Source organism: Telluria sp. LT2P34 (genome assembly GCF_059685915.1).
In genome coordinates this window covers 337,819-356,464 of sequence record NZ_JCASIN010000004.1, presented here as the reverse complement: position 1 = coordinate 356,464, position 18,646 = coordinate 337,819, and the positions used below count along the sequence as shown (strand labels likewise).

The window sequence follows — 18,646 nt, the reverse complement described above, 5'->3', positions numbered from 1 at the left end:
TCGATCAGGCACTACTGGCTTAGACAGCCAGACGCTTGCGGCCCTTGGCGCGGCGTGCGTTCAGAACCTGGCGGCCACCACGGGTAGCCATGCGTGCGCGGAAGCCGTGCGTGCGCTTGCGACGAACGACGGAAGGTTGGTAAGTACGTTTCATGGTGGTCTCGCTTAAAGCAAAATAGGATGCAAAATCGGGTCTGACATCGTTCGTCAGGAATCGGCGCAATGACAGTTCGCCGTTGTTGAGCCAGCGTCACGCCACAGCATTATCCGTGCATATCTACGCCATCAATGGACTGGCTGACAGGCAGGCGGACAGGGAACCCTGAATTAGACTCTATTTGCCCTGCCAGTGTCAAGGCGGCTGTTGTTTCTCCCCAGATTTTTAAGCTGGGATAACTCCGTCTTTATCCCCAGCCCGGGCGGCAAAATCTGGCGCTACCTGTGGATAACTTGAGCGAAGACGGGTAAAATAGCGTGTTACGTATCACGAAGCCGCACTCATGGAAAATTTTTGGCAGACCGCCTCAGCGCAGCTCGAACTCGAGCTGACGCCGCAGCAATACAGCGCATGGATCAAATCGCTCGTCGTCCTCGATTACGAAGACGGCAAGCTGCGCATTGCCGCGCCCAACCGCTTCAAGCTCGACTGGGTGAAGTCGCAGTTCGCCAACCGCATCACCGCGCTTGCCTGCCAGTACTGGGAAGCCCCGGTCGAAGTCCAGTTCGTGCTCGACCCGCGCCTGAACGTCAAAAAGCCGGACGCCGTGCGTCCTGCCCCGGCCAACACGCCGATGCCGGGCGAGCTGCGCGCCTCGCCGCACTCGATCGAGCCGCAGCCGAACCTGAACATCGCCAACTCGCCGAAACGCGAGCAGAGCCGCATCAATCCGGACCTGACTTTTGACAGTTTCGTGACCGGTAAGGCCAACCAGCTGGCGCGCGCCGCCGCCATCCAGGTCGCCAACAACCCGGGCGTGTCCTACAACCCGCTGTTCTTCTACGGCGGCGTCGGCCTCGGTAAGACCCACCTGATCCACGCGATCGGCAACCAGGTGATGGTCGACCAGCCAAACGCGCGCATCCGCTACATCCACGCCGAGCAGTACGTGCGCGACGTCGTCACCGCCTACCAGAGAAAAGGCTTCGACGACTTCAAGCACTACTACCACTCGCTCGACATGCTGTTGATCGACGATATTCAATTCTTTGGGGGCAAGAGCCGCACCCAGGAAGAGTTCTTCTATGCCTTCGAGGCGCTGATCGCCGCGAAAAAGCAGATCATCATCACGTCCGACACCTACCCGAAAGAGATCACCGGCATGGATGACCGCCTGATCTCGCGCTTCGACTCCGGCCTGACGGTCGCGATCGAACCGCCGGAACTGGAAATGCGCGTCGCGATTCTGCTGAAGAAGGCGCAATCCGAAGACGTGACGCTGTCGGACGATGTCGCCTTCTTTGTCGCCAAGCACTTGCGCTCGAACGTGCGCGAGCTGGAAGGCGCGCTGCGCAAGATCCTGGCCTACTCGCGTTTCCACGGCAAGGACATCACGATCGATGTCGTCAAGGAAGCCCTGAAGGATTTGCTGTCGGTGCAGAACCGTCAGATTTCGGTGGAAAACATCCAGAAGACGGTCGCCGATTTCTTCAACATCAAGGTGGCCGACATGTACTCGAAGCGGCGCCCGGCCAACATCGCCCGCCCGCGCCAGATCGCGATGTACCTGGCCAAGGAACTGACGCAAAAGAGCCTGCCGGAAATCGGCGAGCTGTTCGGCGGCCGCGACCACACCACGGTGCTGCACGCGGTGCGCAAGATCGCCGGCGACCGCCAGAAAAACCCCGAGTGCAACCACGAGCTGCACGTGCTGGAACAGACGCTGAAGGGCTGACCCGGGGCTGACCGGGGCTGCTCATCCGGCATAGCTGAGCCGGAGCTGGCATTTCGCCATGCTAAGCGGCAGAATAGTGCTTTAGAAATACTTTCATCTATTAAACCTTTCGAGGAACAATATGCAATTGGTCAAAACCACCCGAGACACACTTCTCCGGCCACTGCAGATCGTGAGCGGTATTGTCGAGCGTCGGCACACTATGCCGATTCTGGCCAATATCCTCATCCGCAAGGACGGCGAGAGCGTCTCCTTCCTGTCGACCGACACCGAAGTGCAGATCACGACGCTGGCCAACATCGGTTCCGGCGACGACATCACCGGCACCACGGTGGCCGCACGCAAGCTGCTCGACATCCTGCGCGCGCTGCCGGAATCGGGCGACGTCACGATGACGCTGGCAAACAAACGCCTGACCGTACAAAGCGGCAAGTCGCGCTTCGCGCTGCAGACGCTGGCGGCCGAGGAATTTCCGACCGTCTCCGTGGCCGACACCTACAACGCCACCGTCACGCTGCCGCAAAAAACGCTGAAGCACCTGTTTAATATGGTGCACTTCGCGATGGCCCAGCAAGACATCCGCTACTACCTGAACGGCCTGCTGCTGGTGCTGGACGGTAACAAGGTGATTGCCGTTGCTACCGACGGCCACCGCCTGGCTTTCTGCCAGGTACAGGCAGAACAGGAATTCGAGCGCCAGGAAGTCATCATCCCGCGCAAGACCATCATCGAACTGCAGCGCCTGCTGGAAGAAAGCGACGAGACCGTGCGCCTCGACATCGCCGCGTCGCAGGTAAAACTGACCTTTGCCGATATCGAGCTGGTGTCGAAACTGGTCGAGGGTAAATTCCCTGACTACACCCGCGTGATCCCGAAGGGCTATAAGAACGACTTCACGATCAGCCGCGACGAGTTGCTGCGCTCGCTGCAGCGCGCCGCGATCATGACCAGCGACAAGTTCAAGGGTGTGCGCTGCGTTATCACCCCCGGCAGCATGAAGATCAGCTCGACCAACGCCGACCAGGAAGAAGCGGTCGAAGAACTCGAAATCGACTACGGCGGTGACCAGATCGACATCGGCTTCAATGTCACCTACCTGCTCGACGTGCTGAACAACCTGAAATGCGACCAGATCAACATCGCCCTGGGCGACTCGAATTCGTCGGCCCTGATCTCGATTCCGGAAAATGGCGATTTTAAATATGTCGTCATGCCGATGCGGATTTAAGCAAGCGATCCGCAACCGGTAAGTCAGTCTGAATACACAGTTTTTTGAGAAAGTAGTCCATGTCCGATAACGCCAACAACATGCCCTCATCGCCGATGCAGTCGGACGATTACGGCGCTGCCTCGATTCAAATTCTGGAAGGCCTGGAAGCGGTTCGCAAGCGCCCGGGCATGTACATTGGCGACACCTCGGACGGCACCGGCCTGCACCACCTCGTGTTCGAGGTGCTCGATAACTCCATCGACGAGTCGCTGGCCGGCTACTGCACCGAAATCCATGTGACGATCCACGCCGACAATTCGATCTCGATCGTCGACAACGGCCGCGGCATTCCGACCGGCGTCAAGATGGACGACAAGCACGAGCCGAAACGCTCGGCGACCGAAATCGCCCTGACCGAACTGCACGCCGGCGGCAAATTCAACCAGAACTCGTACAAGGTTTCTGGCGGCCTGCACGGCGTGGGCGTGTCCTGCGTGAATGCACTGTCAAAACTGCTGGTCGTGACCGTGCGCCAGAAGGGCAAAGTGCACCAGATGGAATTCGTGCGCGGCGTGCCGCAAAACCGCGAAATCGAAATCGTCGACGGCTTCGAGGTCTCGCCGATGAAGGTGGTCGGCGAAAGCGACAAGCGCGGCACCGAAGTGCACTTCTGGGCCGACGAGGAAATTTTCACGCACGTCGAATTCCACTACGAGATCCTGTCGAAGCGGATCCGCGAGCTGTCCTTCCTGAACAACGGCGTCAACATTCGCCTGTCCGACCACCGCAACGGCAAGGAAGAAATCTTTGCCTTCGAAGGCGGCACCCGCGGCTTCGTCGAATACATCAACAAGACCAAGACCGTCCTGCACCCGACCGTGTTCCAGGCCACCGGCGAGCGCCAGTCCGACCAGAACACGAATATCGCGGTCGACGTATCGATGCAGTGGAACGACGCCTACAACGAGCAGGTGCTGTGCTTTACGAACAACATCCCGCAGCGGGACGGCGGCACCCACCTGACCGGTCTACGTGCGGCAATGACGCGCGTGATCAACAAATACATCGACGAGCACGATTTCGCGAAAAAGGCGAAAGTCGAAATCTCGGGCGACGACATGCGCGAAGGCCTGACCTGCGTGCTGTCCGTCAAAGTGCCGGAGCCAAAATTCTCGTCGCAGACCAAGGACAAGCTGGTGTCCTCGGAAGTGCGCGGCCCGGTCGAGGAAATCGTTGCGAAAACGCTCACAGACTTCCTGAACGAAAAGCCGAACGACGCCAAGATCATCTGCGGCAAGATCGTGGAAGCGGCCCGTGCCCGTGAAGCGGCACGCAAAGCGCGCGACCTGACGCGCCGCAAGGGCATCATGGACGGCCTCGGCCTGTCCTCGAAACTGGCGGACTGCCAGGAACGCGACCCGGCGCTGGCCGAACTGTACATCGTCGAGGGTGACTCGGCAGGCGGTTCCGCCAAGCAGGGCCGCGACCGCAAGTTCCAGGCCATCCTGCCGCTGCGCGGCAAGGTGCTGAACGTGGAAAAGGCGCGTTTCGAAAAGATGCTGTCGTCGGAGCAGATCACGACCCTGATCGCGACCCTCGGCACCTCGATCGGCCCGGACGAATTCAACGTCGACAAGCTGCGCTACCACCGCATCATCATCATGACCGACGCCGACGTCGACGGCGCCCACATCCGCACCCTGCTGCTGACCCTGTTCTACCGCCAGATGCCGCAACTGGTCGAGCGCGGCCACATCTACATCGCCCAGCCGCCGCTGTACAAGGTAAAGGCTGGCCGCGACGAGCGCTACCTGAAGGACGACGTCGAGGAAGCGAGCTACATGATGATGGTGGCGCTGAACGGCGCCTCACTGATCCCGCGCGAAGGCGTCGAGCCGATCAACGGTGAAGCGCTGGCCGAACTGGTACGCCAGTACAACCTGGCCAACGCCATCATGATGCGCCTGACCCGTGTGATCGACCGCGCCGCGCTGACCGCCATCATGAGCGGCGTCACGCTCGACATGATGACGATCGAGAACGCCGAGATCTCCGCCAAGGCGATGGAAGCGGCGATCAACGACCCGGCCGTACGCGTGGTCGTGCGCTCGGACGAACTGTCGGAAAAGCACGCCCTGCGCATCGAACGCATGCGCCACGGTAATATCTACGTGACCTCCATCGACGCCGACTTCGTCCTCAGCAACGACTACGCCGTGCTGGCCAACGCCGCCGCCACCTTCCAGGGCCTGATGGGCGAAGGCGCCATCATGCGCCGCGGCGAAGGCGAGAAGATGAAGGAATTCGCCGTCCGCGAATTCCACGAAGCGATGATCTGGCTGCGCGAAGAAGCCGAGCGCGGCGTCTCCAAACAGCGCTACAAGGGTCTGGGAGAGATGAACCCGGAGCAGCTGTGGGAAACCACGATGGATCCGAAAGTACGCCGCCTGCTGCGCGTGCAGATCGAAGACGCGATTGCCGCGGACCAGATCTTCACGACGCTGATGGGGGACGACGTGGAGCCGCGCAGGAACTTTATTGAGTCGAATGCGTTGAGGGCCGGGAACATCGACGTTTAAGTCGCCTCGCTCAATCAAAAAAGCCAAGCGTCGAGCTTGGCTTTTTTTTCAGCTGTCCTGTTCAGGAATCGACCGCACGACCAGGAATTGGTAGGCCATCGCGCCGAGGAAAGCGATGCCCGCGCCTGTCAGCAGGGCCGGTACAAACGACCAGGTCTGCGCAATAAAACCGGTAAGGATTGGCGCCAGCGCGCCGCCGATAAAGCCGCCGAAATTCTGAATTGCACCCAGTGACGCAATCCGGCTGCGCGGCGCCACCACGGTGACGAGCGACCAGGAGCAGGCCGAGGCAGCGTTGGCGAGGAAAATCACCATCGAGATGCAAGCGATGGCGAGCGTATTGCTCTCGACCAGGGCCGCCGGAATCGTGAACGCCACCATGCCCAGCATGGCCGCGACGACTGCCCTGCGCCGGCCGGTCAGCGGCGACTTTGAATTCCGCGCCACGCGATCCGACGCCCAGCCGGCAATCAGGGCGCCGGCGAAGCCGCAGGCAAAGGGAATCGAAGCGGCCAACCCCGCATAGGCAATGTCCATATTGCGCTCGGTGCGCAGATAACCCGGCAGCCAGGTCAGATACACCCAGTTCAGGTAGACCGACCCGGAAAAACCGAACAGCATTCCCCAGGTAGCGCGGTGCCGGAACAGGGCGCGCCAGGACGCGAAGGTCGTCTTTGGCGCTGGCTCTGCTGATTGTCCTGCGTCGAGGTAGGCAATCTCGGCTTCCGACATCTTCTCGCGCACCGGATCGCGATACAAGGCAACCCAGATCACTGCCGCGACCAGGCCCATCGCGCCAGTGACAAAGAAAGCCCAGTGCCAGCTCGTCGCGGCGATCAGGGGCGAGAGCAGCAAGGGCGCGAGCGCCACGCCCAGCGGCGACGCCGAATTGTAGACACCCGTCGGCGTGCCCCGTGCATGCAGCGGAAACCAGTTGCTGACAACCCGCGCCGCCGCCGGAAACTGCGGCGCCTCGCCAATCCCGAGCACGATGCGCGCGATCACGAACCAGCCGAAGGTCGAGACCAGTCCGCCGGCTGCCTGGGCCAGCGACCAGACCACTAGGCCCATGCCAAGCAGCCAGCGCGGGCCGATCTTGTCGACCAGGGCGCCGACCGGCAGCTGGCAGAGCGCATAGCTCCAGGAGAAGGCGGACAAGAGCAGGCCCATCTGACCGAGCGAGAGGCCGAGGTCTGCGCGGATGAACTCGTTGGCAACGGCAAGGGTGGCGCGGTCGAGGTAATTGATGACGCCGGTCAGTACTAGGAGCACGAGGGCCAGGTTTTGACGGCGGCGGATGTTAGGAGGGGTTGGGGCGTAGGTAGCGTTCATTGCAGGATGCTACCAAAGGTGCGTTGCTAGGTCGAAAGATATTCTTGTTGCTGCGTCCTGGTCTTCGTCACGCCAGTCCAAGCCGACTAGCAATTGCGATACTTGTCTCTTTAGACGGCGATAGTGACCTGAAACGTATCTCGTAATCAAATTCGAAAGATATTGAACAGATATTGAACAAAAAGTAGACTCAAGTGCTTCCCTAGCACTGGCTACGACATGTCCACTCCCCAAGAACTTCCTAGTACAAGCGCAGCCTCCTGGAGCAATGAGGAATTGATGAGCGCTGTGGAAGCTTACTTGCTCATGCTTCGCCTGGAACTCAAGGGTGAGCCATACAGCAAGGCGGAGGTTAACCGTCAACTACGGGATGGTCCACTCGCAAGCCGGACTAAAGCGTCGGTCGAATTCCGGATGCAGAATATTTCGGCGGCACTTTACGAGCTAAAAATGCCTTACATTGCTGGCTACCTCCCGGCCCGGAATATCGGCAGCGCCGTAAAGGAGAAAATGGTTGAGTTGCTACGTCAGACCGACATCGAATTTTTGACGACATACGTGCCTACGGCTGAACATGACTCCTTATCGGCGAAAGTTTCTTCGTTACGCAAGCTTGCGTTTCTCAAAATGCCAGCAGGCTCTAAGCATCCTCAGTTAGCCGTCAAGACAACGTCCAGCTTCGTGCGCGACCCAGCCGTCAAGGCGTGGGTTCTGGAAACCGCTAACGGGACTTGCGAGGGGTGCAACAGCCCCGCCCCATTCATCGGCAACGACGGATTACCCTACCTCGAGGTGCATCACGTGATGCCTCTCGCAAGCCACGGTTCGGATACCCCGACAAACGCAGTAGCCTTGTGCCCGAACTGCCACCGGCGCTGCGATTACGCCAATGACAGCGACGAATTTAAGCTGCGCTTGTACGAGAATATTCCTAGGCTACGTCTTGAGGTACCCGAGCCGATCGATGCCGGCACTTACGAGTCGATTGGCGCCGCTGAGACCTAGTCCTTCCGATTTCCAGCCCTTCCCGGCCGGCCAACGCTAACAACGCTTTCCGACGCCCTTTGTAGATTCTCTACTGAATACCGACTACCAGGCCTCGCAGCCCAGCAGGTCAACAACCACTATTGTCCCGACATGTCACCAGTATTGGCGGCAGATGTGGAAATTGGTGAGTTTTCCTGTGGTAACCTATTGCAACCATGTAAATGATTAGCCGGCCACGACGTGCCTCTCTTGGCGTTCTGTAGCGCCAGCGATGCTCTCCCGGTCCTGGCCCTGCCCCGACCAATGAAATTCGAATCCAAACTCAAACTCGCCGCAGCCGCCATCATCCTGGTCATGTCCACCGTGGCCGCCCTGCCGATGTTCGTGAATCACCAGGTAACGAACGTGATGGCCGAGCTGCGCAGCGCGTCGAACGTCGAGCGGCTGCAACTGACGCTGCTGGAACTCTTGCTCAACGCCGAGACCGCCCAGCGCGGTTTCATCATCACCGGCGACGAACGCTTCCTCGATCCCTACCACTCGGCGGTCAACGGGATTCCGGGCACCCAGGAAGAGCTGCGCCGGGAAATGACCAGTCCGCAGCAAATCGCGCGCGCGGCAGCGATCGAGGCGGCCACGCACACCAAGATGCAGGGGATCACGCACACCATCGCACTGCGCCGCCAGCAGGGTTTCGAGTCGGCCGCGGCGTTTATCGTCGCCGGTACCGGCAAGGCGCAGATGGACCTGCTGCGCAACCTGATCGGCAAAGAACTCGCGATCTACTCGCAGCAGCGCGTTGCGCTGGGCGACCGCTTGCTGGCCACGTCGAATTCGGCGGCCAACGCCAGCCTGGTGGCGACGCTGACGAATATCCTGTTCCTGGGCGGGGTGCTGATCGCCGCCTCGCGCGTGCTGCGCCAGCGCGACGCAGCCGAGCACAAGGCGAAGGGTGCGGCGGAGCAGGCGCGCGTGACGAGCGAACGTTTTTCAATGCAGAACGAGTTGCTGTTCCGCAGCGCCGAGCTGATGCACTCGCTCGAACTGGCAGAGACCATCGACGAATCGGCCGGGGTGATTGCCAGCTACCTGCCGCGCCTGCTGCCGAATCTGGCGGGCAGCCTGTACCTGTACAACAATTCGCGCGATGTGCTGGAACGCAAGGCGGGCTGGGGCGATGTCGAGGACGAGCCTGTCACCATCGAGGCGCTCGACTGCTGGGCCTTGCGGCGCGGTAGCCCGCACCAGTTTGGGGACGGGCAAGGCCTGGCTTGCCGGCATGCCGGCGAAAGTCAGGCTGACCGCCTGTGCCTGCCGCTGGTAACGCAGGGCGAGGTGATCGGTTGCCTGACGGTGACGGGACCTGCCCTGCTCGAACCGGGCGACGACCGCCGTGCCTGGATCGGCCAGCTTGCCGAGCAGCTGGGACTGGCGCTGAGCAATGTGCGGCTGCGCGTGTCGCTGCGCCAGCAGTCGATCGTCGATCCGCTCACGCAGCTCTACAACCGGCGCTACCTCGACGAAGTGCTTAAGCGCGAGCTGGCGCGTTCCGACCGCAAGGGCGCGCCGCTGAGCGTGCTGGTGCTCGACCTGGACCATTTCAAGCGCATCAACGACAGTTTCGGTCACGAAGCCGGCGACGCCGTCCTGCGCACGGTGGCACAGACGCTGCGCGAGAACATCCGGTCCTGCGACGTGGCTTGCCGCATGGGAGGCGAAGAAATGGTCGTGCTGCTGCCGGAATGCGGGATCGACCACGCGCTCAAACGCGCCGATGCGCTGCGTGTGGCGATTGCCGCCTGCGAGGTGCTGCACGACGGCCAGCGTATCGCGGCGACGGCCTCGATCGGGGTGGCTTCGTATCCGCAGCACGGCGGCGACGTGCGTGTCCTGGTGCATGCGGCCGACCTGGCGCTGTATCAGGCCAAGCACGAAGGGCGCAACTGCGTGCGCGCGGCGAAACAGGCGACGAATGGGCTGCTTCGCACGGCGTCGATACCGGGCGACGAGGTCGGCTACATCTAGGCAGGCGCAGTTACAGGATGAAGCGGTCCAGCCCCACGATCGCCGACACCGCCAGCGACGCCACCAGATAGCACAGGACCTGGTCCTTCCAGGTCAGCCCCAGGCGCTTGCTGCCTTTATACGCCAGCAGGATCAATCCTCCCGCCACCAGCACCGGCAAGGTCCACATGCCGAGGCCGAAATACATGCTCAGGCGCGCTTCGTCGTTCGGATGCATGACGCTCACCAGCCCCGCCACCAGTCTCATGAAGGCTGCCACATACAGGAATGCGAACGCTTTTTTCGAACCGCTACGCATGACCACAACATAGGCGACGATGCCCTGGACGATGGTCACCAGTGGCCCGGCGGCATCGGCCAGCGCGCGTTGCCAGTCCGCCGTGGCAGACAGATAGGTCACCGCGTTCAGGCCAAAACGCATCTCGAGGCCGAGCGCCGCCCCCATCAGCCAGTGGCCGCCTTCATGGATCAGGTTGGAAATAAGGAAAACGAGAACGAGCCAGAGGTAGAAGCGGGCCTTGAGTTTCATGAGCTAGCGGGTTGGAACGGCGGTGGATGAGAGTTGCGCTTGGAATGCCGTTCCAATGTACTGCTATTTTTGAAACTTTTCCAGTCCGCAATACACCAACTGCTTGCCGCCCCTACATCCGGTCCAGCAACTGCAACGCCGCCCGATCACTCATCACCAGCACCAGTTTCAACCTTGCCCGCGTCATCCCCACGAACAGTTTGCGCAGCACGACCTCACTCATGTCCTCGAAATCGATCTCGGTGAAAATCAGCGCCGGCGCCGATTGCCCCTTGAAGCGATACACCGATTCGGCCAGCAGTCCGCCGTCGCGGAACACCGGGTTGCCGAATAAATCGTAGTCGCCCGTGAACGATTTCAGGGTGTGGGCGTCGCTCAGCTTGTCGAGGTTCAGGATGGCCGAGCGCTCGCGTCCGCGGAACGAGCAGATCGCGATGTCGTGGCGGCCGAAACCGGCGGCCAGGCAGGACGTGACCGCGCGCCGGGTCTGGGCCAGCATCGCCTCGACGTCGCCTTCCGGATAGGTCATTTCCTCGATGTCGCCGCCTTTGAACGGGCTGCCCGCTTCCACCGGTTCGCGTGCGGCGCCGATCGATTTGAGCATTTGCACGATCTGGCGCGGGCTGCGGTAGTTGGTGTCGGAATGCAGTTTGACCCAGCCGGGGAGCGGCACCATCTGGCGGCCGTACAGGTTCTGGTCCGGGTCTTCGAGCCAGATGGCGCGTCCGTTTTCCTTCAGCATGCCGAGCACGATGTCACGCCAGGCGAGGGAAAAATCCTGGCCTTCGTCGACGATCAGCACGTCGAACTGCCAGGTTTCCGGCACGGTCACTTCGGCCAGCGCCTTTTCGATGTCGTTCCAGACCTCGGGCGAGGAATAGTCGGGCGTCACGTCCTGGGCGCGCATCCAGGCGTCGCACAGCATGTGGAAGGTGGAGACGCGCCCGCCCGGCGGCGCCAGGCGCTCGATGTGGTCGGCCAGCGGCCGGTTGAAGCAGACATATAAAGGACGCAGGCCGGCGTCGATCGCCGCCTGGTATTCGGCCAGCGCGAGTTGCGTCTTGCCGCTGCCGGCGGTGCCGACCACGCGCAGGCGGAAGGGTTCGAATTCGAGCCGGCGCGCCCAGGTAGCCAGGCCGCCCGAGAGGCGCGTCACCATCTTCGTGGCCGAGCCGATCATCGAGCTGGGGTCGGGGCGCAGGTTCAGGGTGTCGCCGAGAAAGCGCGCGACCTTGTCGAAGTCGTCGGTTTTATCCGTGACCGGCAGCGCCTCGCGGATGATTTTCGCGAGCCGCCCCTTGTTCGTGGCGTCGACGATGTGGCGCGGATCGATACCGGCCAGGTTCGGGTCGCGCACCGTGTAGTCGGGGGCGTACAGCAGGTAGTCGATCGACAGCTCTCCCTGGTAGCGCCTTGTCAGGCCCTCGATCGTGTGCAGGATGTGGGCGCGGATCTTGCGCGGCTTGCCCTGGAAGTTTTTGAATAAGCCATCGCGGCTTTCGTTGAGAAAGCCGGCCACCTGCTCGATCAGCAGCATGCGCCCGTTGGGGGCGACGATGATGAAGTCGACCTCGCCGTAGACCGAGAAACCTGCCTCGACGTTCGTCCAGTGGACGCCGTGGTAGATGTGGTAAGGCGTGTCGGAAAGACGCTGCTCGAGGAAGGCGAGCGTTTCGATTTCGCGCGTTGCATTTCCGGTGACGGACATCTCGCGCCAGCCGGCAGGATGGATTTGGGCCATGGGTTCGGAAATGCAGATAAAAGGATGACAATATTGTAAGGCCGATCAGGCCTGGCAAACACACTATTGATTCCTGTCGCTGAAAACTGTTGAGTTTCCATTGATGCTAGACTGCTCGCGCCACTTATCAGCCAGCTTCCATGCGCGAATCCGACTCTTCCCTGTTCAACGTCCTCACCTCGAGTGCGATCGTGACCGCCTCCTGCGTGCTGGGGCTGCTGTACTTCGGCCGCGACGTGCTCGAGCCGCTGGCGCTGGCGACAATTTTAAGCCTGATGCTGGCGCCGCTGATTCGCAGCCTGCGCCGTGTCGGGCTCGGGCGTTTGCCGGCGACCCTGGTGTCGGTGCTGCTGGCCGGCACCTGCGTGGTCGGCGCCGGCACCATCCTGGCCTTCCAGCTGGTTGAGGTGACGCGCGACCTGCCGCAATACCGCAAGGCGATCCGCTCGAAGATCGAGCGCGTGCGCGAAATCACCGAGCGCCCGTTCGCGCGACTGGAGGCTGAACTGAGCGCCGTGGCGCCGCAATCGCCGCTGACGCCCCTGCCCCCGGTCACGGTCAAGCGCGGCACCCTGAGCACCAGCGCGAACCAGCCCCTGCCGGTTGAAATCCGCGCGCCGCGTCCGACCACGCGCGACACGCTGGCGCGCCTGTTCTCCGCCACCTGGGGACCAGTCGGCGAGGCCGGCCTGGTGCTGGTGCTGCTGGTGTTTATTTTGCTGGAACACGAGTCCCTGCGCGACCGGGTGATCCGGCTGGCCGGCCAGGCCGAAATCAGCCGCACCGTGCGCGCCCTGTCCGACGCCACGCGCGGCGTGTCGCGCTTTTTCCTGTCGCAATTCATCATCAACCTGACCTTCGGGGCGCTGACCGGGGTGCTGCTGTGGGCCTTCGGCGTGCCGCATGCGGCATTGTGGGGTGCGCTGTCCGGCCTGCTGCGCTTCGTGCCCTACCTCGGCATCATGGTGGCGGGCGTGCTGATCGCCATTTTTGTCGCCGCCATCGATCCCGGCTGGACCCTGGCGCTGACCTGCCTGGCGATGTTCGTGTCGCTGGAACTGGTGGTGGCACACGTGGTCGAGCCGAAGGTGTACGGGCACAGTTCCGGCCTGTCGCCGCTGGCCGTGATCGTGTCGGCCCTGTTCTGGGGCGCGATGTGGGGCCCGGTCGGGCTGCTGCTGTCCACGCCGCTGACGCTGTGCCTGGTGGTGGCGGGGCGCCACGTGCGGGCGCTGGAGCCGATCACGATCCTGCTGGGCGACGTGCCGAACGTGAACGCGGCGCAGCGCTTTTACCAGCGCGTGCTGGGCGGCGAGCGCCACGCCATCATTTCCGATGCCAAGTCCTACCTGGGCCGCCACAGCTTTGCGCGCTATTGCGACCAGATCCTGCTGCCCGGCATCGCGCTGGCGGCCACCGAAGGCCGCAGCGGACAGATCGACGCCGGCCAGGAAGCGCGCATCCGCACCACCATCGCCGACGTCGCCGCCACGCTGACGCCGATTTCTGGGGCGCCGCCAAGCCGCAGGAAGGGGCGCGTGTCGCTGCTCGACGCGAATGTCGGCGCCCACCTGCGCAAGATGCGCGAGGAACGCCTGGGACGCTGGCAGGGCTCGCTCGACGTGCCCTCGCATTCGGTCGTGCTGTGCGCCGGCCTGGGCACCGAGCGCGACGACCTGCTGTGCGAATTGCTGGTGCGTTCCCTGCGCGAGCTCGGCGTCGATGCGCGCAGCGTGGTGCTGGGCCCGGACCAGGACAATCCCGGTCCTGACAAGGCCGACCTCGTCTCGACCGTGTTCCTCAGCTATCCGGTCGAAGCCACCCTCGAGCAATGGCAGCGCGTGGCCGACGAACTGCGCGCCGGGCTGCCGAATGCGCTCCTGGTCACGATTCGCCTGCCCTTCGGCGAGGCGGCAGCCAACCAGACGGCGGTGCAGGAACACGTCGACATGGTGCTGCGCTCGTTCGAGGAAAGCCTGGCCTTCGTGGTGCCCGAACGCACCGCCCAGAAGTGATGCCGGCGCCTCTGCACGCTTGTGCTGCATGCCCCGGCTCCGCTACCCTGCAAGCATGACTTATCGCCTCGCCATTTTCGACTTCGACGGCACGCTGGCCGACTCGTTCCCGTTTTTCCTCAGCGTGTTCAACGAGATTGCCGACCAGCTCGGCTTTCGCCGCATCGACCCGACCGAGGTGGAACACCTGCGCCATGCCGGCACGCGCGACATGATGCGCCATATCGGCATGCCGGCCTGGAAGCTGCCGCTGGCGGCGGCCAGTTTCAAGAAGCTGATGAGCCAGAACACGCACCGGATCCCGCTGTTTCCGCAGGTCGACCACGCCCTGCGCGAACTGGCGCACGGCGCCGTGAAACTGACGATCGTGTCCTCGAACTCGGAGCACAACGTGCGCCGCGTGCTGGGGCCCGACCTGGCCGCCCTGATCAGCCAGTACGAATGCGGCGCCTCGATCTTCGGCAAGACCGCGCGCATCCGCAAGGTATTGCAGCGCGCCGCCGTTGCCCCGGGCGCCGCGCTCTACGTCGGAGACCAGGCGCTCGATGCACAAGCGGCGCGCAAGGCCGGCGTCGCCTTTGCTGCCGTGCACTGGGGATATGCGCCGATCGAAGCCCTGCGCAAGCTGGCGCCGGAACACGAATTCGATTTGCCGGCCTCGCTGGTGGCGATTGCAACTTTACAGGCGAAGCGCGCGCAACCCTGAACCGGTCTTAGCCCTTCACGCACACAATCTGCTTCAAAGTGTGCACCACCTCCACCAGTTCGCTCTGGGCCCGCATGACGGCTTCGATGTCTTTATACGCCATCGGGATTTCGTCGATCACGCCTTCGTCCTTGCGCGACTCGACGCCCTCGGTGGCGCGCTCCATGTCGGCGCGCGTAAAGCGGCGCTTGGCCTCTGTGCGGCTCATGGTGCGGCCGGCGCCGTGGCTGCAGCTGTTGAAACTCTCGGGATTGCCCTTGCCGCGCACGATGAAACTCTTCGCGCCCATCGAGCCGGGAATGATGCCCAGCTCGCCCGCGCGCGCCGAGACCGCGCCCTTGCGGGTGATCATCACGTCGCGGCCGAAATGGCGTTCCTGCTGCACATAGTTGTGGTGGCAATTGACGGCTTCGACATGGGTGTCGAAGGGCTTGGTGATCACGCTGCGCACCGCGCGGATCAGGTTCTGCATCATCACTTCGCGGTTCACCAGCGCGAACTTCTGGGCCCAGCCGACAGCTTCGACGTAATCCTTGTAGTGCTGGGTGCCCTCCTCGAGATAGGCAAGATCCGCGTCGGGCAGGTTGATCATGTGGCGGCGCATGTCCTGCTTGGCCAGTTCGATGAAATGGGTGCCGATGGCATTGCCGACTCCGCGCGAGCCGGAGTGCAGCATCAGCCAGACCGCCCCTTCCTCGTCGAGGCAGATTTCGACGAAATGGTTGCCGCTGCCGAGGGTGCCGAGGTGCTTGTAGTTGTTGGTGCCGCGCAGCTTGGGCCATTTGCGGCACAGGGCGTCGAACTCGTCCTTCAGCCTGGCCCAGCCGGCGTCCACGGGCGGCGGCGGGTTGTCCCAGGAGCCGATGTCGCGCCCCTTCGCGTTGCGCGTTTTCGGCGACATGCCGTGCGGGATCGCCTGTTCGATGGCGCTGCGCAGCTTGGCCAGGCTGTCGGGCAGGTCCTGCGCGCGCAGCGTGGTCTTGGCGGCCATCATGCCGCAGCCGATATCGACCCCGACCGCCGCCGGGATCACCGCGCCGAGCGTCGGGATGACGCTGCCGATGGTCGAGCCTTTGCCGAGATGCACGTCCGGCATGACGGCGACGTGGTGGTAGATGAAGGGCATCTGCGCCAGCTTGGCGAGCTGCTCCCTGGCAGCGGCTTCGACGGGCACACCGCGGGTCCACATTTTGACGGGCTTGGCTTTATCGGCGCCGAGCAATTCGTAATCTGGCTGTTTCATCGTGATCTGCTTGAAGCGGCAACGGGTTCATCATCGCCGAATTTGCAAAACGGCGCAGTCCGGGAGGTGTCGGCGTGTTTAGTTGCACGGCGATAAAGGCGCGCTCTATACTCGGGCATGCGAAAATTTATTCTCCTGGCCCCGCTCCTGCTGGCCGGCTGCATCGACGGCTCGGCCACCTATTACATCGACGGCAACCAGCACGCCATTTCAGTGCGCGCGATGCAGGAATATTTCTGGAGCGATGCGGTGACGATCGACGTGCTCGCGGCGCGCATGCCGGATTGCCAGCGCCGCATCGCGCTGGGCACATTGCCGGCTGCAAGCCTGGAGCTGGAACTGTTCGCGTCCGGCGACAACGAGTACACGCTGCGCGCCGGCGACCAGGCCTGGCGCGTCGAAACGCAGGGATGCAGCCAGCTGGAAGCGCCCGAGCAGGTGACCGGGCAGCCGCTCGGCCTGTTCCACCTGGACGACGACAAGAAGTTGATTTTCGAAGCGGCCGCCGACGCGCCAAAGACCTGACTAGGGCCGCAGCCAGCCGCGTGCAATCGGCGCCGCCAGCACGCGCCGGTAGACATGCTGCATCAACCCCGCCAGGGCGCCCGCCACCGCCTGCCCGCTGCGGCTATTGGCCAGCACGGCCGCCACGCCCGACACGATCAAGGCGCACACCATGTCCAGCGGCCAATGCACACCGAGGAAGACGCGCGCCCAGCACACCAGCACCGACAGCGCCAGCAAGCCCTGGCCCAGGCGCTGCGCCTCGCGCAACCGGCACAGCATGAGTGCGATTGCCACCGACAACATGCTGGTCGCGTGGTCGCTCGGGAAGGAACTGTCCGGCGCGTGCTCCAGATAGGTCTGGCCGATGCCGACGACAAAGGGTCGCGGGTAATCCCACACCAGGCCGATGATCTTGCTCATCGTGAGGGCGATGACGGCGGCCAGCAAGGCGCGCACGGCCGCCTCGCGCTGCCCTGCCACACCATTGGTCCACATCAGCACCAGGCCAACGGGCATGATCATGATCACCCACTCGGCGGCGAAGCTGGCGCCGTGCAGCTGCCAGCCCGACAGATCGGGCCCGGCGTTGATGAGCGAAAACAGGGAGTGGTTGAGGGCGTCGAACATGGCTGAAATAAGCGAATGGCTGTATCTCAGCTTATTTCGGACAATTGATTCGCATGCATTGAAATCGCAACGGTCGGTAACATTGCAGTTGCCCCCAGACCGATGTCTGCTTAAGCGCACAGGTAGGTGCGCTGTCGGCGCCTCTCCCTGCAGACTTTCACTGCGGCCGCATCAGCCGATGCAGTTGCTCGATCTCCTTGTCGCGCCCGAGCTTGTCGAGCGTGTGCTCGAGCAGCGTGCGCTCGCCGTCACGCACCATCGTCCATTGGGTGAAATATTCGTGCACGGTGCGCCAGGGAGGAAACTCGCGCGGCAAACTGCGCCAGGCCGAGCCCGTGTGCAGGAAATACAGCACCGCGCAGTAGACGTCGTACAGGTCGTGCTTGCGCGGACGCGTTTTGCGGCGCGCCGCTTCGAGCATGTCGCGGACGAGATTGAACTGCTCGCGTGGAATGTCACTGGGAAATTCGGGCCTGGTCATGTCGTTCGCCCCAAAATATCTTTGAGGCGAAGTTTATGAACAGGTTCCCGGCGGGCGCGCGTGCGCCCTGTAAATCAGTCGCTTAGTCGCGCGCGAGCGCTAGGAATTCGGTGCGCAGCGCCAAATTCGGCTGCAGTTCGCCCAGCATGCACGAAGTAATCGTTTCCTCGCCCTGGGTGCGGATCCCGCGGCTTTCCATGCACATGTGGCGGCACTTGACGACGACGCCGACGGCCTTCGGTTCCAGCACTTCCATCAGCGCATTGGCGATCTGCATCGTCATGCGTTCCTGCACTTGCAGGCGCTTGGAAAAAATGTCGACCAGGCGGGTCAGTTTCGACAGTCCGACAATTTTTCCGTTCGGCAGGTAGCCGACCGTGGCCTTGCCGAAGAAGGGCGCCAGGTGGTGCTCGCAATGGCTGTAGACCGGGATGCCGCGCACCACGATCAGTTCGTTGTATTGCTCGGCGCCATCCTCGAAAGCCTTCAGCACTTCGACCGGGTTCTGGTCGTAACCCGAGGTCCAGTGCTTCCAGGCTTTGGTCACGCGCGCCGGCGTTTCATGCAAACCCGGGCGGTCAGGATCTTCACCCAGGCTGGTCAGCAAACGACGCCAGTCGTGTTCGGTGAATGCTTCTTTATCGGACATGGGAACCTTAAAAATGCGGCTAAAAATGCGATTGCCGCCAGTATATAGAAAATGCGCGGAAGCGCCCTGTCGCTGCCATTTTCTTGAGCAAACCGGACTCATCCGCCACACCCTTGCGCTAGC

At 62.5% G+C, this 18,646-nt stretch carries 15 protein-coding genes and 1 pseudogene; 8 read left to right on the top strand and 8 right to left on the bottom strand.

Going from position 1 to position 18,646, the window contains the following annotated elements; all coding sequences use genetic code 11:
* Nucleotides 1-19: 19 nt before the first annotated feature.
* Nucleotides 20-154 (bottom strand): 50S ribosomal protein L34, encoded by a 135-nt coding sequence (gene rpmH, locus AC56KZ_RS14145; RefSeq protein ID WP_040378179.1) that lies wholly within the window; start codon nt 152-154, stop codon nt 20-22.
* A gap of 346 nt (nt 155-500) precedes the next feature.
* Between rpmH and dnaA the strand changes: the two genes are divergently transcribed.
* The 3 genes from dnaA to gyrB all read left to right on the top strand — a co-directional run bounded on the left by dnaA (nt 501) and on the right by gyrB (nt 5,681).
* Nucleotides 501-1,892, top strand: a complete 1,392-nt coding sequence (dnaA, locus tag AC56KZ_RS14140; RefSeq protein ID WP_497162810.1) for a chromosomal replication initiator protein DnaA — start codon at nt 501-503, stop codon at nt 1,890-1,892.
* Between the two features lie 121 nt (nt 1,893-2,013).
* The gene (gene dnaN / locus AC56KZ_RS14135; RefSeq protein ID WP_497162809.1) at nt 2,014-3,120 is read left to right on the top strand and encodes a DNA polymerase III subunit beta; all 1,107 of its coding nucleotides are present in this window, start codon (nt 2,014-2,016) and stop codon (nt 3,118-3,120) included.
* Between the two features lie 59 nt (nt 3,121-3,179).
* Entirely contained in the window at nt 3,180-5,681 is a 2,502-nt protein-coding gene (gene gyrB / locus AC56KZ_RS14130) for a DNA topoisomerase (ATP-hydrolyzing) subunit B (protein WP_497162808.1), read from the top strand.
* Nucleotides 5,682-5,729: 48 nt separating this feature from the next.
* Here the strand turns inward: gyrB and AC56KZ_RS14125 are convergent, their stop codons facing one another.
* Nucleotides 5,730-7,013, bottom strand: a complete 1,284-nt coding sequence (locus AC56KZ_RS14125) for an MFS transporter (RefSeq protein WP_497162807.1) — start codon at nt 7,011-7,013, stop codon at nt 5,730-5,732.
* Between the two features lie 219 nt (nt 7,014-7,232).
* Between AC56KZ_RS14125 and AC56KZ_RS14120 the strand changes: the two genes are divergently transcribed.
* Both AC56KZ_RS14120 and AC56KZ_RS14115 read left to right on the top strand, forming a co-directional pair.
* Nucleotides 7,233-8,018: an HNH endonuclease gene (locus AC56KZ_RS14120; protein ID WP_497162806.1), complete on the top strand. Its 786-nt coding sequence runs from the start codon at nt 7,233-7,235 to the stop codon at nt 8,016-8,018.
* A gap of 285 nt (nt 8,019-8,303) precedes the next feature.
* Nucleotides 8,304-10,025, top strand: a complete 1,722-nt coding sequence (locus AC56KZ_RS14115) for a diguanylate cyclase (protein WP_497162805.1) — start codon at nt 8,304-8,306, stop codon at nt 10,023-10,025.
* Between the two features lie 10 nt (nt 10,026-10,035).
* Here the strand turns inward: AC56KZ_RS14115 and AC56KZ_RS14110 are convergent, their stop codons facing one another.
* Together AC56KZ_RS14110 and AC56KZ_RS14105 are read right to left on the bottom strand one after the other, a co-directional pair.
* Nucleotides 10,036-10,554: a hypothetical protein gene (locus tag AC56KZ_RS14110; protein ID WP_497162804.1), complete on the bottom strand. Its 519-nt coding sequence runs from the start codon at nt 10,552-10,554 to the stop codon at nt 10,036-10,038.
* A 112-nt stretch (nt 10,555-10,666) separates the two neighbouring features.
* Nucleotides 10,667-12,295 carry an ATP-binding domain-containing protein gene (locus tag AC56KZ_RS14105; RefSeq protein WP_497162803.1) on the bottom strand — a complete coding sequence of 543 codons (1,629 nt, stop codon included), beginning with the start codon at nt 12,293-12,295 and terminating at the stop codon, nt 10,667-10,669.
* A 140-nt stretch (nt 12,296-12,435) separates the two neighbouring features.
* Here AC56KZ_RS14105 and AC56KZ_RS14100 point away from each other — a divergent pair, with 140 nt between their 5' ends.
* Together AC56KZ_RS14100 and AC56KZ_RS14095 are read left to right on the top strand one after the other, a co-directional pair.
* Entirely contained in the window at nt 12,436-14,310 is a 1,875-nt protein-coding gene (locus AC56KZ_RS14100) for an AI-2E family transporter (RefSeq protein WP_497162802.1), read from the top strand.
* Nucleotides 14,311-14,365: 55 nt separating this feature from the next.
* A complete protein-coding gene (locus tag AC56KZ_RS14095) occupies nt 14,366-15,016 on the top strand; it encodes an HAD hydrolase-like protein (RefSeq protein WP_497162801.1) in 651 nt (216 codons plus the stop codon).
* Between the two features lie 7 nt (nt 15,017-15,023).
* Here AC56KZ_RS14095 and AC56KZ_RS14090 read toward each other — a convergent pair whose 3' ends face one another.
* Nucleotides 15,024-16,259, bottom strand: coding sequence for an RtcB family protein (locus tag AC56KZ_RS14090; RefSeq protein WP_497162800.1), 1,236 nt, complete (start codon nt 16,257-16,259; stop codon nt 15,024-15,026).
* Between the two features lie 117 nt (nt 16,260-16,376).
* On the opposite strand from AC56KZ_RS14090, the gene AC56KZ_RS14085 reads away from it, so the two are divergent.
* Nucleotides 16,377-16,784 carry a hypothetical protein gene (locus AC56KZ_RS14085; RefSeq protein WP_497162799.1) on the top strand — a complete coding sequence of 136 codons (408 nt, stop codon included), beginning with the start codon at nt 16,377-16,379 and terminating at the stop codon, nt 16,782-16,784.
* Here AC56KZ_RS14085 and AC56KZ_RS14080 read toward each other — a convergent pair whose 3' ends face one another.
* The 3 genes and pseudogenes from AC56KZ_RS14080 to folE all read right to left on the bottom strand — a co-directional run bounded on the left by AC56KZ_RS14080 (nt 16,785) and on the right by folE (nt 18,523).
* On the bottom strand, nt 16,785-17,393 hold the full coding sequence (locus AC56KZ_RS14080; RefSeq protein WP_497162798.1) for a phosphatase PAP2 family protein: 609 nt from the start codon (nt 17,391-17,393) through the stop codon (nt 16,785-16,787).
* Between the two features lie 205 nt (nt 17,394-17,598).
* A pseudogene (locus AC56KZ_RS14075) lies at nt 17,599-17,874 on the bottom strand (transposase); the annotation flags it as partial.
* Nucleotides 17,875-17,956: 82 nt separating this feature from the next.
* Nucleotides 17,957-18,523, bottom strand: a complete 567-nt coding sequence (gene folE, locus AC56KZ_RS14070) for a GTP cyclohydrolase I FolE (protein WP_497162797.1) — start codon at nt 18,521-18,523, stop codon at nt 17,957-17,959.
* Between the last annotated feature and the right edge of the window lie 123 nt (nt 18,524-18,646).

What these genes read in the sequence shown, in the direction of transcription:
- AC56KZ_RS14085 (WP_497162799.1), top strand. Translation starts at nt 16,377, where the DNA reads ATGCGAAAATTTATTCTCCTGGCCCCGCTCCTGCTGGCCGGCTGCATC.
- gyrB (WP_497162808.1), top strand. Translation starts at nt 3,180, where the DNA reads ATGTCCGATAACGCCAACAACATGCCCTCATCGCCGATGCAGTCGGAC.
- folE (WP_497162797.1), bottom strand. Translation starts at nt 18,523, where the DNA reads ATGTCCGATAAAGAAGCATTCACCGAACACGACTGGCGTCGTTTGCTG.
- AC56KZ_RS14120 (WP_497162806.1), top strand. Translation starts at nt 7,233, where the DNA reads ATGTCCACTCCCCAAGAACTTCCTAGTACAAGCGCAGCCTCCTGGAGC.
- AC56KZ_RS14110 (WP_497162804.1), bottom strand. Translation starts at nt 10,554, where the DNA reads ATGAAACTCAAGGCCCGCTTCTACCTCTGGCTCGTTCTCGTTTTCCTT.
- AC56KZ_RS14125 (WP_497162807.1), bottom strand. Translation starts at nt 7,013, where the DNA reads ATGAACGCTACCTACGCCCCAACCCCTCCTAACATCCGCCGCCGTCAA.
- AC56KZ_RS14115 (WP_497162805.1), top strand. Translation starts at nt 8,304, where the DNA reads ATGAAATTCGAATCCAAACTCAAACTCGCCGCAGCCGCCATCATCCTG.
- AC56KZ_RS14095 (WP_497162801.1), top strand. Translation starts at nt 14,366, where the DNA reads ATGACTTATCGCCTCGCCATTTTCGACTTCGACGGCACGCTGGCCGAC.
- AC56KZ_RS14100 (WP_497162802.1), top strand. Translation starts at nt 12,436, where the DNA reads ATGCGCGAATCCGACTCTTCCCTGTTCAACGTCCTCACCTCGAGTGCG.
- dnaA (WP_497162810.1), top strand. Translation starts at nt 501, where the DNA reads ATGGAAAATTTTTGGCAGACCGCCTCAGCGCAGCTCGAACTCGAGCTG.
- dnaN (WP_497162809.1), top strand. Translation starts at nt 2,014, where the DNA reads ATGCAATTGGTCAAAACCACCCGAGACACACTTCTCCGGCCACTGCAG.
- AC56KZ_RS14105 (WP_497162803.1), bottom strand. Translation starts at nt 12,295, where the DNA reads ATGGCCCAAATCCATCCTGCCGGCTGGCGCGAGATGTCCGTCACCGGA.
- AC56KZ_RS14090 (WP_497162800.1), bottom strand. Translation starts at nt 16,259, where the DNA reads ATGAAACAGCCAGATTACGAATTGCTCGGCGCCGATAAAGCCAAGCCC.
- rpmH (WP_040378179.1), bottom strand. Translation starts at nt 154, where the DNA reads ATGAAACGTACTTACCAACCTTCCGTCGTTCGTCGCAAGCGCACGCAC.
- AC56KZ_RS14080 (WP_497162798.1), bottom strand. Translation starts at nt 17,393, where the DNA reads ATGTTCGACGCCCTCAACCACTCCCTGTTTTCGCTCATCAACGCCGGG.